Origin of the sequence: Chitinimonas sp. BJYL2, from assembly GCF_027257935.1 — a bacterium.
GTDB lineage: Bacteria > Pseudomonadota > Gammaproteobacteria > Burkholderiales > Chitinimonadaceae > Chitinimonas.
Map to the genome: position 1 here is coordinate 341,198 of NZ_JANZKW010000004.1, position 13,190 is coordinate 354,387.

Annotated in this window: 10 protein-coding genes; 5 read left to right on the top strand and 5 right to left on the bottom strand. The window is 63.7% G+C overall.

Annotation, left to right across the window (positions count from 1 at the left end; translation table 11 throughout):
- Nucleotides 1–5 precede the first annotated feature (5 nt).
- From O9X62_RS13655 to O9X62_RS13665, 3 genes are all read right to left on the bottom strand, one after another.
- Nucleotides 6–1,691, bottom strand: coding sequence for an acyl-CoA synthetase (locus O9X62_RS13655; RefSeq protein WP_308446481.1), 1,686 nt, complete (start codon nucleotides 1,689–1,691; stop codon nucleotides 6–8).
- A gap of 78 nt (nucleotides 1,692–1,769) precedes the next feature.
- The gene (locus O9X62_RS13660) at nucleotides 1,770–3,467 is read right to left on the bottom strand and encodes a SulP family inorganic anion transporter (RefSeq protein ID WP_269533459.1); all 1,698 of its coding nucleotides are present in this window, start codon (nucleotides 3,465–3,467) and stop codon (nucleotides 1,770–1,772) included.
- Nucleotides 3,467–3,781, bottom strand: a complete 315-nt coding sequence (locus O9X62_RS13665; protein ID WP_269533460.1) for a helix-turn-helix transcriptional regulator — start codon at nucleotides 3,779–3,781, stop codon at nucleotides 3,467–3,469. The genes O9X62_RS13660 and O9X62_RS13665 overlap by 1 nt, the downstream gene beginning before the upstream one ends.
- 129 nt (nucleotides 3,782–3,910) lie before the next feature.
- On the opposite strand from O9X62_RS13665, the gene O9X62_RS13670 reads away from it, so the two are divergent.
- The gene (locus O9X62_RS13670) at nucleotides 3,911–4,771 is read left to right on the top strand and encodes an MBL fold metallo-hydrolase (RefSeq protein ID WP_269533461.1); all 861 of its coding nucleotides are present in this window, start codon (nucleotides 3,911–3,913) and stop codon (nucleotides 4,769–4,771) included.
- A 56-nt stretch (nucleotides 4,772–4,827) separates the two neighbouring features.
- Here the strand turns inward: O9X62_RS13670 and O9X62_RS13675 are convergent, their stop codons facing one another.
- Nucleotides 4,828–6,069, bottom strand: a complete 1,242-nt coding sequence (locus O9X62_RS13675; RefSeq protein ID WP_269533462.1) for an MgtC/SapB family protein — start codon at nucleotides 6,067–6,069, stop codon at nucleotides 4,828–4,830.
- 230 nt (nucleotides 6,070–6,299) lie between these two features.
- On the opposite strand from O9X62_RS13675, the gene O9X62_RS13680 reads away from it, so the two are divergent.
- From O9X62_RS13680 to O9X62_RS13690, 3 genes are all read left to right on the top strand, one after another.
- Nucleotides 6,300–7,226: a triacylglycerol lipase gene (locus O9X62_RS13680; protein WP_269533463.1), complete on the top strand. Its 927-nt coding sequence runs from the start codon at nucleotides 6,300–6,302 to the stop codon at nucleotides 7,224–7,226.
- 9 nt (nucleotides 7,227–7,235) lie between these two features.
- Nucleotides 7,236–8,147, top strand: a complete 912-nt coding sequence (locus O9X62_RS13685; RefSeq protein ID WP_269533464.1) for a lipase secretion chaperone — start codon at nucleotides 7,236–7,238, stop codon at nucleotides 8,145–8,147.
- Between the two features lie 142 nt (nucleotides 8,148–8,289).
- Nucleotides 8,290–11,607, top strand: coding sequence for a S41 family peptidase (locus O9X62_RS13690; protein WP_269533465.1), 3,318 nt, complete (start codon nucleotides 8,290–8,292; stop codon nucleotides 11,605–11,607).
- A 68-nt stretch (nucleotides 11,608–11,675) separates the two neighbouring features.
- Here O9X62_RS13690 and O9X62_RS13695 read toward each other — a convergent pair whose 3' ends face one another.
- Nucleotides 11,676–12,026, bottom strand: coding sequence for a metalloregulator ArsR/SmtB family transcription factor (locus tag O9X62_RS13695; protein WP_308446482.1), 351 nt, complete (start codon nucleotides 12,024–12,026; stop codon nucleotides 11,676–11,678).
- 128 nt (nucleotides 12,027–12,154) lie between these two features.
- On the opposite strand from O9X62_RS13695, the gene O9X62_RS13700 reads away from it, so the two are divergent.
- Nucleotides 12,155–13,189: an efflux RND transporter periplasmic adaptor subunit gene (locus O9X62_RS13700; RefSeq protein WP_269533466.1), complete on the top strand. Its 1,035-nt coding sequence runs from the start codon at nucleotides 12,155–12,157 to the stop codon at nucleotides 13,187–13,189.
- Nucleotide 13,190 lies beyond the last annotated feature (1 nt).

The window sequence follows — 13,190 nt, forward strand, 5'->3', positions numbered from 1 at the left end:
CACGCTCACGCTTCATCCACGCGCTTGCGCAGTTCGAACTTCTGGATCTTGCCGGTGGAGGTTTTGGGCAGTTCGCCAAACACCACATGGCGCGGCACCTTGAAGCCGGCCAGTTGCGCCTTGCAATGCGCAATGATTTCTTCGGCCGTGGCCGTAGCACCCGCTCGCAGCTCGATGAATGCGCAGGGGGTTTCGCCCCACTTTTCGTCGGGCTTGGCCACCACAGCGGCCACCAGCACGGCGGGATGGCGGTAGAGCGCGTCTTCCACCTCGATGCTGGAGATGTTTTCCCCGCCGGAGATGATGATGTCTTTGCTGCGATCCTTGATCTTCACGTAGCCATCGGGGTCCAGCACGGCCAGGTCACCCGAGTGGAACCAGCCGCCGGCAAAGGATTCGGCAGTGGCCTTGGGGTTCTTGAGGTAACCGCGCATGGTGATGTTGCCGCGGAACATGATCTCGCCCATGGTTTCGCCATCGGCCGGTACGGGCTGCATGGTGGCCGGGTCCATCACCGTCATACCCTGTTCCAGGTGGTAGCGCACGCCCTGGCGTGCGTTCAGCCGTGCCTGCTCGCCCAGCGGCAGGTCCGACCAGGCTGCTTGTTTGGCGCAGACAGCGGCGGGGCCGTAGACCTCGGTCAGGCCGTAGACATGGGTGATATCGAAACCCAGCTCGCTCATGCCCTCGATCATCGCTGCGGGTGGTGCCGCACCCGCCACCATGGCCTTGACCGGGTGGTTGATGCCGGCACGTAGTTCCTTGGGCGCATTGATCAGCAGGTTGTGGACGATGGGTGCACCGCAGTAATGGGTGACTTGCTCGTCGCGGATCAGCTTGAAGATCAGCGCGGCATCGACCTTGCGCAGGCACACATTCACGCCCGCCCGCGCGGCGATGGTCCACGGGAACGTCCAGCCATTGCAGTGGAACAACGGCAGCGTCCACAGGTAGACGGGGTGCTTGGGCATGTCCCATTCGAGGATATTGCTCACTGCCGCCAGCTGCGCGCCACGGTGCGAATAGACCACACCCTTGGGGTTGCCAGTGGTGCCCGAGGTGTAGTTGAGGCAGATCGCATCCCACTCGTCAGCCGGCGGCTGCCAGTTGAATGCGGCATCGCCGGTGGCGAGGAAGGATTCGTAATCGGTGCTGCCGATGCGGTTACCGGCACCGGTGAATTCGGGGTCATCCACGTCGATCACCAGTGGCTTGGCATTGCAGCGCACCAGCGCCATGCGGATGACGGGGGCGAATTCGCGGTCGACCAGTATCACCTTGGCCTCGCCATGATCGAGCATGAAAGCCAGCGCTTCGGCATCGAGCCGGGTATTAAGCGTATTGAGCACCGCACCCGCCATCGGCACACCGAAATGCGCTTCCACCATGGCGGGGATATTGGGCAGCATGGCCGCCACCGTATCGCCCTTGGCGATGCCCGCTTTGATCAGCGCCGAGGCCAGTTGCCGGCAGCGCGCATAAGTGGTGGCCCAATCCTGCCGGAGCGCGCCATGCACAATGGCCTCGCGCCGGGGGTAAACCGCTGCGACGCGGGCAATGAAATCGAGCGGGGTGAGCGGCGCGTGATTGGCCGCGTGTTTGTCCAGACCTGTTGCATCCACCTTGCGTCTCTCCTGTTCCAGGGCACTGCAGGGAATCGGCATCCGGCTGCGCCGGACGGATTGCGGCATCAGGTGCATCATGACCACAGCGGGTCAAACATTTCTTGTTCTGCATCAAGCCCTTGCCGCGTTCGGCAGCGTTGTGGGCTAGATCACGTAGTCCTCGGCATTACCGACCAGCAGATGCTGCATGGCCGCATGGGTCGATAAATGGATACAGCCGGACAACTCGTTGATGAAGCCACTCTGGCGAACCTGGTCCATCACCGGGCCTTTCACCTCTGCCAGATGCAGGCGCACGCCTTGCTCCTGCAGCGCGGTATTGAGCTGCCGCAGGCTTTGCAGGGCCGATACATCAATCGCGTTCACCGCCGACAAGACCAGCAGCAGCGATTGCGTCTGCGGTTGCTCTCGCAAGAGCGCGATGATGCGCGTCTGCACAAAGCGGCAATTGGCGAAGTAGAGGCTCTCATCAATGCGCAGCACCAGCACGGCGGGCGTGGTTTCCACTGCGTAACGCTGTACGTTGCGGTAATGCTCGGTACCCGGCACGCGGCCCAACACGGCAAGGTGGGGCTGGCTGGTGCGCCAGATGAACAGCGCAAGCGAGAGGCCCACACCAACCAGAATTGCATCCACCACGCCCAGCACCAACACAGCTACCAATGTGGCCAGATAGACTGCCGCGTCACGCCGGTCGTAGCGCCACGCCAGACGCAGCAGACTTAAGTCGATCATCTGGCTGACAGCAGTGACAATGGTTGCAGCCAGTATCGCCAGCGGAACGCTGGCAAACAGCCGGGTAAATGCAAGCAGCAGGAAGATCACCCAAATGGCCGCCAGCACACCCGCCAGCTGGGTACGCGCGCCGGCCAGCTCGTTGGCGGCCGAACGGCCAAAACTGGCCGATACCGGAAAGCCCCCGCTCACACCGGCCGCCACATTGGCCGCACCCAGTGCAAGCAGCTCGCGGTCGGGGTCGACTTGCTCGCGGCGCTTGAGCGCCAGGGATTGGGCAATCGAGAAGCTATCCACAAAACCCACCAGCGAGATCGCAAGCACGGCGGGCAGCAGGCTCAGCCAGGCTTCGGGTGCCAGCGTAGGCAGACTCAAGGGTGGCAAACCGGCCGGCAGATCGCCCACCACACGTACGCTTATCCCGCCCCAGTGAACGGCCAAGCCACCGAGCGCCACCACCACAATCGGAAACGCCTTGGCAAGCAAGTCGGCCGTGTTATCGGCCAGCCCGGTCTGAATCAGCAGCGGCCGCAGCCAGCGCTTGCCGGCCAGCAACAACGCCAGCGCAACCAGCGACAGCATCAGCGCCTTGGTATCGGTTTGCGGCAGCACGGCCAGCAGATCACGCCCCAATGCCCACACGGTGGGGCCGTGCGCCTGCACACCCAGCATCTGTGGCAACTGCGAGAGCACGATCAGCATGGCTGAGCCGGCCACGAAGCCACCGACCACCGGCTGGGAAAGAAAGTTGGCCAGAAAACCGAAGCGCGCCCAGGCCAGCCCCAGCCGCAACACGCCCGACAGCAAGGCCAGCAAGGCCGCCAGCATCACCCAATGGCCGCTGCCCGGTACGGCAAGGCCCGCTAGCGCCGTTGCCGTCATCAAAGCCGGCAAGGCCGCCGGGCCGACCGATAGCGTGGCGCTGGAGCCTAGCCAAGCGTAGATCAGCGCGGGCAGGATGCTCGCATACAGGCCCGCTTGTGGCGGCAAGCCGGCCAGCAACGCGTAGGCCAGGCCCTGTGGCACCAGCAGCACCAGCAAGGTAAAGCTGGCGACCAGATCATGCGGCAGATCGGCACGCTGGTAGGCCCGCAGCCAAGCCGGCATCACGCCTCAACCTTGGGTTCGCACGCGGCCCCATCGGGCAGGCAATACAGGGCGTACAGGGTTTCAATCACGCGCAGGGCCTCGGGGCTGCTGACGCGGTAGTAGATCTGCTTGCCTTCGCGGCGGGTTTCCACCACATCGGCACGGCGCAATACGGCCAGCTGCTGCGACAAAGTGGGCTGGCGGATGCCCAGTTCGCTTTCCAGCTCGCCTACATTGCGTTCACCCTGGGCGATCTGGCACACCAGCATCATGCGTTCGGGATTGCCGAGCACCTTCATCAGCTCAACAGCGCGATCGGCGGATTGGCGCATGCGGGTCAGGTCCAGCTGGTCCATAACGTAAGCAGCTAAGAAACAGAATGGTAAAAATATACCATTCAATTTATTGACTGACATTTTATTTGTTAATAAATTGACAGCATCCACCCATCAGGTATCGCCATGCAAGCGCAGATTGCCCCGTTCTATGATCCGGTCACCGGCACCATCAGCTATGTGGTGTACGACCAATGCGGCGGCCACGCGGCGCTGATAGACCCGGTGCTGGATTACGACCCCAAATCCGGCCGCACCAGCACGGCCAACGCCGACAAGCTGATCGACTACGTGCTCACCCACGATCTGAGCGTGGTCTGGATACTGGAAACCCATGCCCACGCCGATCATCTGTCTGCCGCCGCCTGGCTCAAGGCTCGGCTGGGCGGCAAGATCGCCATCGGCGAGCACATCAATCAGGTGCAGGGGGTGTTCAAACGCTTGTTCCATCTGGAAGAGAGCTTCGCCACCGATGGCAGCCAGTTCGATCATCTGTTCCGCGATGGCGAAACCTTCCGCATCGGCGAGCTGACCGCCACGGCGCTGTTCGTCCCCGGCCATACGCCGGCCGACATGGCTTACCAGATCGGCGATGCGGTATTTGTGGGCGATACGCTGTTCATGCCCGACGTGGGCTCGGCACGGTGTGACTTTCCCGGTGGCGATGCGGCAACGCTGTATCAATCGGCCCAGCGCATCCTGAGCCTGCCCGATGAGACCCGCCTGTTCCTGTGCCACGACTACCCGCCCGAGGGCCGCAAGCCCGTCTGGGAAACCACGGTGGGTGCACAGAAAGCCGCCAATATCCATCTGCACGCGGGCACCACCGAGCAAGATTTCATCGCCATGCGTACCGCCCGCGACAAAACGCTGGGCATGCCCACGCTGATCCTGCCTGCGATCCAGATCAATATCCGCGCGGGTGAATTGCCACCGGCGGACGACAATGGGGTGCGCTATCTGCGCATTCCGCTGAATGCACTCTAGGGCATGACCAGAGCACCGCACGCACTAGCCGAGTCATCAAACCCGCATCGGCAAATCTAGTAAAGCGCCATCGCCATCACCAGGGCGGCAGCAACCGTCAGCGACCATGCCAGTGGTTTGAAGATGCGCCAGCCAAACGCTGCGCCACCCAGCATGAAAGCCATGCCGAGCTTGAATACCGTGTTCGATGCCAGCGCCAATACCACCAGCAACAGCGCCGTGCTCCCTGCCAGCTGTTGCTGCTTGGCCATCTGCAGACTCGATAGCGTGATGGCATCCACATCCGTCATCCCGCTGAGCAGCGCCAGCAGATACAAGCCGCCGTGCCCCACCACGTCATTGAGCCAAGCCGCAGCCAGGAGCACCGCGCTGTAGAGCGCCGCAAACATCACGGCGTGACCGATGGCAGCAGGGTTGCCAGCCGGGCTGGCAGCCATTGCCGCAGGTTGCGCTCGCAGCAAGGGCCAGGCGGCCAGCAAGCCAGCCAGTAAAGCCCCGCCCATGATGATCAGCAAGGCAGGCGCCTGCACCGGGGCGACCAGTGAGCCCGTCAGGGCCAGCCGGGGCAACACAGTGAGATTGGCCAGCACCGTGACCAGCGCCGCCTGCGTCGTGGCATCCGTCGCCCTGGCGAGCCTTGCCTGCGCCAGCGTGGTGGCCGTGCTGGACACCAGCCCACCCAGCACACCCGCCAGCCGCGCACCAGCGCGGGCACCGAAGGCGCGCTGGGCGATGAATCCGCCCAGGCTGATGCCAGATATCAGTACAGCCAGCAGACCGGTCCGGTAGGGGTTGAACGCGCCATAAGGGCCGAATTGCCGATCCGGCAACATGGGCAGGATTACCAGGCTCAGCACCGCAAACTGCAGCACGGAACGGATGTCATCCGGCGCAAAACGGTGTGCCAGGCCTGCAAGCTCGGTCTTGAAGTGCAACAGGGCCGTTGCCGTTACGCCGAGCGCAATCGCCAGGCCGTGCTCGCCCAGCCAGCACAGCACGCCCAAACCAAAGCAGAACAGCAGCGCCACTTCCGTGGTGGTACCGGGGTCCGACGTTTGCGCCGCACGGTCGCGATAGGCCTGCACGATGGCCATGGCCACTGCTAGCCAGGCCACGACGATGAGCCAAGGGCTGCCCCAGCGTTCTGACAGCATTGCCGACAAGGTGCCCAGCAGGGCCGTCAGTGCAAATGTACGTACGCCTGCCAAGGCGGCCGGATTGCGTTCGCGCTCCAGCCCCAGCAAAAAGCCCAATGCCAGACTCAGGGCAAAACCCGGCAAGAGGTTCAGATCCAGCACGTTTCTTCCTTATCGGCTCGTTGCCTCAGGGTACGCCCTGTCCAGGCAATACGTTTGCCCATCAGCATAGTGAGCGCCGTTCCGAGCTGCCTTGATGCGTATCAGTCCCGCACATTCCTGCAACAAAACCAACCAATCGAGCGATTGCTCTAGACATTTAGCAAGCGCTTGCCTAAGTTTCGCCTACCGCCAAAAACAAGGCGGATCAATCACTTAACGGAGACAACCCGATGCACACCTTTGCCCGCCTGCTGGCGGCGCTGGGGCTCGCTGTTGCCCTGACGCTCCCCGCGCATGCCAGTACCGGCTACACCCAGACCAAGTATCCCATCGTGCTCGTCCACGGCCTGTTCGGCTGGGACAAAGCGCTGGGCGTGGACTACTTCTACCGCATCCCGGCCGATCTGCAGCGCGATGGCGCCAAGGTCTATATCGCTCAGGTGTCGGCGACCAACAGCACCGAACTGCGTGGCGAGCAGCTGCTGAGCCAGGTCAAACAGGTCCTCGCCATTACCGGCGCGACCAAGGTCAACCTGATCGGCCATAGCCACGGCGGCCCGACGGTGCGTTATGTGGCCGGCGTGGCACCCCAACTGGTGGCCTCGGTCACCACCGTGGGTGGTGTGAACAAGGGTTCCAAGATTGCGGATCTGGTGCGCGGCACCCTGCCACCCGGCTCGGTCTCTGAAACCGTTGCTGCCGGTGTGGCCAAGGGCCTGGCCGGGTTGATCTCACTGGCCTCGGGCGGCAGCAGCCTGCCGCAAGACCCGGTACAGGCACTCGAAGCACTCACCACCCAGAAGCTGGCTGACTTCAACCGCCGCTTCCCTGGCGGCGTGCCGACCAGTGCCTGTGGCGAAGGGGCGTACGTGCATAACGGCGTCCGCTATTACTCATGGAGTGGGGGCAGCACGGTGACCAATATCCTCGATGCCAGCGATGCCCTGCTCGGTCTGACCGGCCTGATCTACGGCGAAGCCAACGATGGCTTGGTGGGCACCTGCTCAAGTCGCCTAGGCCAAGTGATACGCGACAACTACCGGATGAACCATCTCGATGAGATCAATCATTTCTTTGGTCTGGTGCATCTGTTCGAGACCAACCCGGTCACGCTGTATCGCCAGCAGGCCAACCGCCTGAAGAACGCCGGTCTGTAAGCCTTGCCCATGCCCTACCCGCGTTATCTGCTGCCCCTCATCGCCCTGCCCCTGCTGCTATTGGCAGGTTGGGCGGTGAGCACCCCGGAGGCTACAGCCCCGGCGGGCAGCAGCAGCCCCACACAAACGGGCACGCAAGTCGACGCCGGCACGTCCACCACAACGGACGTGCCTCGCGCCGATGAGCGCCTCAAGGAATTGTTCGATTACTACCTGAGCACTGAAGGCGAACAAACGCTTGACGCGATTACCCGCCAGATCGACGCCGAGCTGGCCAAGCGCTTCCCCAGCGCCATCTCCCAGGACAGGCAACGCCTGTTCCGCCAGTTCCTCGCTTACCGCCGCGCCTTGCAGCCACTGGACGCCGATCCTAATCTACAAGGCAGCACGCCCGCGCAGGCACGCCGCCGTCTCGATGCTGCCCGCGCGCTGCGCAGCCAGTATTTCAGTCCGGCCGAAATCGACGCCTTGTTTGGCTGGGAGGATCGCTACGACGACGATGCCCTGGCACGCCAGCAAATCGCCGCCGATGCCAGCCTCAACGAGCAGCAAAAACAGGCGCGTCTGGCTGAATTGGATAAGCAACTCGACCCCGCCATGCTGACTGCCCGCCAACAACCGGTACAGCACCTGTTGCTGGCCGACCACGCCACCCAGGCCCGCGCCCAAGGCCAGAGCGAAGCAGATATCCAGCGCTGGCGAGCCACCCAAGTAGGCGAAGCCGCCGCCGATCGCCTTGCAGCACTGGATCGCGAAGAAGCCGCCTGGCAACAACGTATCCAGCAATACCTGGGCGAGCGCCGCGCCCTGCTCGGCCGCACCGATCTGGATGCGCCGGCACGCCAGCAAGCGCTGCAAACCCTGCGCGACAGCCGCTTTACGTCGCAGGAGCAGCTGCGGCTCGCCGCCTACGAAGGCTGAACGGCATTCCGGCCCTTGCCGGACACCACATACCCTACGGTATGCTTATGTTCAAGCCTCGCCTACCTGCGCCGGCCAACGACTCCCGTGCCCGGCATGGTTATCCGCGAGCACGATGCCGACTCCTCATGAAAGGACCCGCATGAACCCGTATCGCCTCGGTCTGAGCACCCTCAGCCTCGCCCTGGTTTCCGCCCTTGCCCACGGCGCGCCTGCCACCGACAGCGCCACCAAGCTGGTGCGTCAGCCCACCGTATCGGCAGACCAACTCGCCTTCGTGTACGCCGGTGATATCTGGATTGCCCAGCGCGACGGCAGCAACCCGCGCCGCCTCACCGCACACCCGGCCAGCGAATTCCAGCCGCGCTTTTCACCCGATGGTCGCTGGATCGCCTTCTCGGCCAGCTACGACAACAACACCGATGTGTATGTGATGCCCGCCAGCGGCGGCCAGCCGCAGCGGCTGACCTGGCATCCGGGTGCAGATACTGTCAGCGGCTGGAGTACCGACGGCAAGCGCGTGCTGTTTGCCTCGGCGCGTGAAGTGGCCAACGGCCGCAGCGAGCATCTGTATGAAGTGCCCTACACGGGCGGCCCGGAAACCAAGCTGATGGCGGCACTGGCAACCGAGGGTGTGTGGTCCGCGGATGGCAAGCGCCTCGCCTATCGCCCATTCCGCAAGGCGCACAACGCCGGTGCCGGCTGGCGGCAATCGCGCGGCGGCACCACACCACCGATCTGGATCATTGACCCGGCCACGCAAAAGCTCGAGAAGCTGCCGCATGTCAACGCATCGGATTTCAACCCGCTGTGGGCTGGCGACGAAGTCGTCTTCATCTCCGACCGCAACGATGGCGCGGCTAATCTCTACGCCTGGCACAGCGGCACCAAGGCACTGCGCCAGCTGACGCGCGAGACCGTCTGGGATGTGCGCCACGCAAGCGTGCAAGGCCGCACCGTGGTGTATGAGGTGGGTGGCGAGTTCAAACAGATCGATCTCGACACCGGCAGCATCAGCGCACTGCCCATCAGCCTGGCCGCTCAGGCACCGCAAGCGCGCCCGCAATGGAAGGACGCCAGCAAGGCCATCACCCAGGCGCAGCTTTCGCCTACCGGCAAGCGCGTATTGATGACTGCGCGCGGCGATGTGTTCAGCGTACCGGTCAAGGACGGCTCGGTACGCAATCTGAGCAAGACCGACGGCGTGCGCGAAGCCAATGCACTGTGGCGCCACGATGGCCAGAAAGTGGCTTACCTGTCCGACGAAGGCAGGGTGCACAGCGTGATGGTCCGTGGTGCCGATGGCCTCGATACCCCCGTGCGCCACGCCCTGCCCGCCCCCGGCTATTACGAACTACTGAGCTGGTCGCCCGATGGCCAGCGCATCCTGTTCCACGACAACCAGCTACGCCTGTTTGCGCTCAAGCTCGATACCGGCGCGATCAGCGAAATCGACCAGCGCGAGCGCCGTGGCGGCTTTGCACCGGCCTTCTCCCCGGATGGCCAGTGGCTGGCTTACACGGTGGAAGGCGAGAACCACTTCACGCGGGTGAAGCTGTATCACTTTGCCAGCGGCCGCAAAGCCGAGCTGGCCAATCATCTGGTCGAAACCGACAACCCGGTGTTCTCCAGCGACGGCCTGCTGTATTTCACCGCCTCCACCAATGCCGGCCCCGCGCAGGTGCGGCTCGACATGTCCACCCAGGAACGCCCGGTGCGCAAGGGCATCTATGCAGCCGTACTGGCGGCCGATGGCATCTCGCCCCTCGCCCCCAAGACCGGCGATGAAGAAGCGCCCAAAGCCGACAAGTCTTCCGATAAGTCTACTGACAAAGCCAGCGACAAGCCCGCAGACAAGGGTGATGCAAAGGCCGGTGACAAAGCCAAGCCGGCCAAGGCCACCAAGGTGGATCTCGATGGCCTTGCAGACCGCATCGTTGCCTTGCCCGTTGCCGAGCGCAACTACGACAGCCTCACAGCCGCCGCCGACGGCGCACTGTTCTATCTGGCGCGCAAGCAGCCCGGCAGCTCCATCGAACCCGACAACAACGCCCGCGGCGCCAATGCCGACCTGTATCGCTACAACCGTGAGGAGCGCAGCGAGAAACTGCTGAAAAGCGGTGTGTCCGATCTCAGCGCCAGCCTTGATGGCAAGAAGCTGCTGATCTCGGCCGGCGAAGGCAAGTTCGAAGTCGCCGATGCCGGCGAGAAGCTCGATGGCAAGCCTGTGGATGTGAGCGGCCTGCGCATGCTGGTGGATCCGCGCCGCGAATGGGCGCAGATTTTCGACGAAACCTGGCGCATGCAGCGCGACTTCTTCTACGACCCCAAGCTGCACGGTCTGGACTGGCAAGCCGTGCGCGCTCGCTACGCCGCCCTGCTGCCACATGTACCGCGCCGTGAAGACCTGAACGAGTTGCTGGCCGACATGATCGGCGAGCTGCAAGTGGCCCACAACAATGTGCGCGGCGGCGATGTGCATACCGAGCGCCCCGCCAGCGTAGGCCTGCTGGGCGCCGACTTTGCACTCAAGAACGGCCGCTATGTGGTCAGCAAGATCTACCGAGGCGATCGCTGGAACCCCTTCCTGCCCGCTCCGCTGGCGGCTGCCGGCGTTGGCATTGCCGAGGGCGACACGCTACTGGCCGTGAACGGCCGGACGCTCGACGGCGGCACCAACCTGTTCGCCGCGCTCGAAGACACGGTGGGCAAGCAGGTCACCCTGAGCTACAGCCGCGATGGGAAAACCACGAAAACAGCCACGGTCGTACCGGTAGCCAGTGAAGCCGCGCTTCGCCAGTGGGATTGGGTGGAACGCAACCGCGAGTATGTGGACCGCAAGAGCGGCGGCAAGCTCGCCTACGTGTACATGCCCGATACCGCCGATGCCGGCTATACCTTCTTCAACCGCTTGTTCTTCGCCCAGCGCGACCGCGCCGGCCTGATCGTGGACGACCGCCGCAACGGCGGCGGCCAAGCCGCCAACTATGTGCTGGAGCTGCTGAGCCGCCCGTATCTGGCCGGCTGGAAAGACCGCTCAGGCCTGACCTTCCACACGCCGGCCGCCGGCATCTGGGGCCCCAAGGCCATGCTGATTGATCAGGACGCCGGTTCGGGCGGTGACTTCATGCCCTATGGCTTCAAGCGCCTGGGCCTGGGCAAACTGATCGGCACACGCACCTGGGGTGGCCTGATCGGCATCTCGGCGAACCCCGACTTGATCGACGGCGGCAATCTCACCGTGCCGTTCTTCCGCTTCTATACGCCCGAAGGTGAATGGCGGATCGAGAACGAAGGGGTTGCACCCGATATCGAGGTGGATCTGGACCCGGTGGGCGTGAACGCCGGCAAGGATAGCCAGCTCGATGCCGCTATCGACCACCTGATGCAGCAACTCCCCACGGCCAAGCCGGTCATCCGCAAGGAAGCCCCGCCCTACCCGACGCAAGTGGGCAAGTAAGCCGCCGTACGCAGCAAAACAAACAGGGCGCCAATGGCGCCCTGTTTGTCTTTACACGCCGGTGCGGACTAGAACCCCGCCGCCTGCCGCTCAAACCGGCTGGCAATGCTGCTGCAGACTAGATCACACAGCTGGTAAATGGCCGGATCGGCAATCCGGTAGTACACACTCGTCCCTCGCCCCTCGCGCAGTACCAGCCCGTTCTTGGCCAGCGTGCTCAGGTGACGCGATACATTCGCATTGGTCATCCCGCATAGCTGCGCCAGCTCGCCCACATTGCGCTCACCCGCGCGTAGCAGATTGAGGATGCGCAGGCGGTTGGGCTCCGCCAACGCCTGGAAATACTGCGCCACCTGCTCCAGCGCCTGATCCGACAAACCTTCCATAACGCCACATACGTCCTGCATTGCGATGTTCATGATGATGCCCCCGGACTAGCGGTTTGCCCATGACAATTTGCTTTATTGACTATTTGCACATTTACGCAAATAATAAAATGAAATGTCGCCGATGTCATGCGCGACGACCAATGCCACGGAGTCTGACCATGCTGCCTCTCTCTATCCGAACCGCGTTCCTGCTTGCCACCGTGCTGGGTACCCATACGACGCTGGCCGCCAATCTGGCCACCGCCAGCGTACGCAGCGACCAGACTGCACCGCTGCGCGCAGCCGAAGGGGTGGTCGAAGCCGTCCGGTTCAGCGTAATTGCCGCGCAGGTGCCCGGTGCCGTCACCCAGCTGATGGTCAAACCCGGTGAAGCGGTACGTGCCGGCCAGGTTCTGGCCCAGCTCGATGCCCGCGCGGCAGACCAAGGTGCACAGGCCAGCAGCGCCCAGGCCGAGGCCGCCAAGGCCGGTCTGGACGTGGCGCGCAAGGAATACGAGCGGCAGCAGCAACTATTCAATAAACAGTTCATCAGCGCGGCCGCGATGGATCGGGCCGAGGCGCAGTTCAAGGCGGCGCGCGCGCAGGCCAATGCTCAGTTGGCTACGGCCGGTTCGGCGCGCACCCAGGCCGGCTTTTATACCCTCACCTCCCCTTACGCGGGCATCGTGGCCGAGGTACCGGTGAATCCAGGCGAGATGGCCATGCCGGGCCGCACCATCGCCACCGTTTACGACCCCGCTGCGCTGCGTGTCACCGCCAGCGTGCCGCAAGCCGCAGTGGCGGAACTGGCCAGCGGCGCCGCAGTGCGCGTGGAACTACCCTCCTTGCCTGCCCAGCAGCGCTGGCTCACTGCCAGCAAGGTCACCGTGTTGCCCACGGCCGACCAGAGTACCCAAACCGTGCAGATTCGCCTCGACTTGCCCAAAGACGCGAGCGCCACACCGGGCATGTTTGCCCGCGCGTGGTTGCCACAGCAAGCAGGCAAGGCATCAGGCCGCTTGTTCGTGCCCACCAGCGCGCTGTTCCGCCGTGGCGAGATGCAGCTGGCTTATGTGGTCTCGGCACAGGGCAAGCCCTTGCTTCGTCAGGTCAAGGCCGGCATCAGCCAAGGCGTGGAGACTGAAGTGCTGGCTGGCCTGCGCGCCGGTGAAAAGGTCGCGCTCGATCCGGTTGCTGCGGCCAAGGTGCAATAAG

Coding starts and splice junctions, on each gene's coding strand:
- O9X62_RS13655 (WP_308446481.1), bottom strand. CDS start 1,691: ATGCCGCAATCCGTCCGGCGCAGCCGGATGCCGATTCCCTGCAGTGCC.
- O9X62_RS13660 (WP_269533459.1), bottom strand. CDS start 3,467: ATGCCGGCTTGGCTGCGGGCCTACCAGCGTGCCGATCTGCCGCATGAT.
- O9X62_RS13665 (WP_269533460.1), bottom strand. CDS start 3,781: ATGCGCCAATCCGCCGATCGCGCTGTTGAGCTGATGAAGGTGCTCGGC.
- O9X62_RS13670 (WP_269533461.1), top strand. CDS start 3,911: ATGCAAGCGCAGATTGCCCCGTTCTATGATCCGGTCACCGGCACCATC.
- O9X62_RS13680 (WP_269533463.1), top strand. CDS start 6,300: ATGCACACCTTTGCCCGCCTGCTGGCGGCGCTGGGGCTCGCTGTTGCC.
- O9X62_RS13685 (WP_269533464.1), top strand. CDS start 7,236: ATGCCCTACCCGCGTTATCTGCTGCCCCTCATCGCCCTGCCCCTGCTG.
- O9X62_RS13690 (WP_269533465.1), top strand. CDS start 8,290: ATGAACCCGTATCGCCTCGGTCTGAGCACCCTCAGCCTCGCCCTGGTT.
- O9X62_RS13695 (WP_308446482.1), bottom strand. CDS start 12,026: ATGAACATCGCAATGCAGGACGTATGTGGCGTTATGGAAGGTTTGTCG.
- O9X62_RS13700 (WP_269533466.1), top strand. CDS start 12,155: ATGCTGCCTCTCTCTATCCGAACCGCGTTCCTGCTTGCCACCGTGCTG.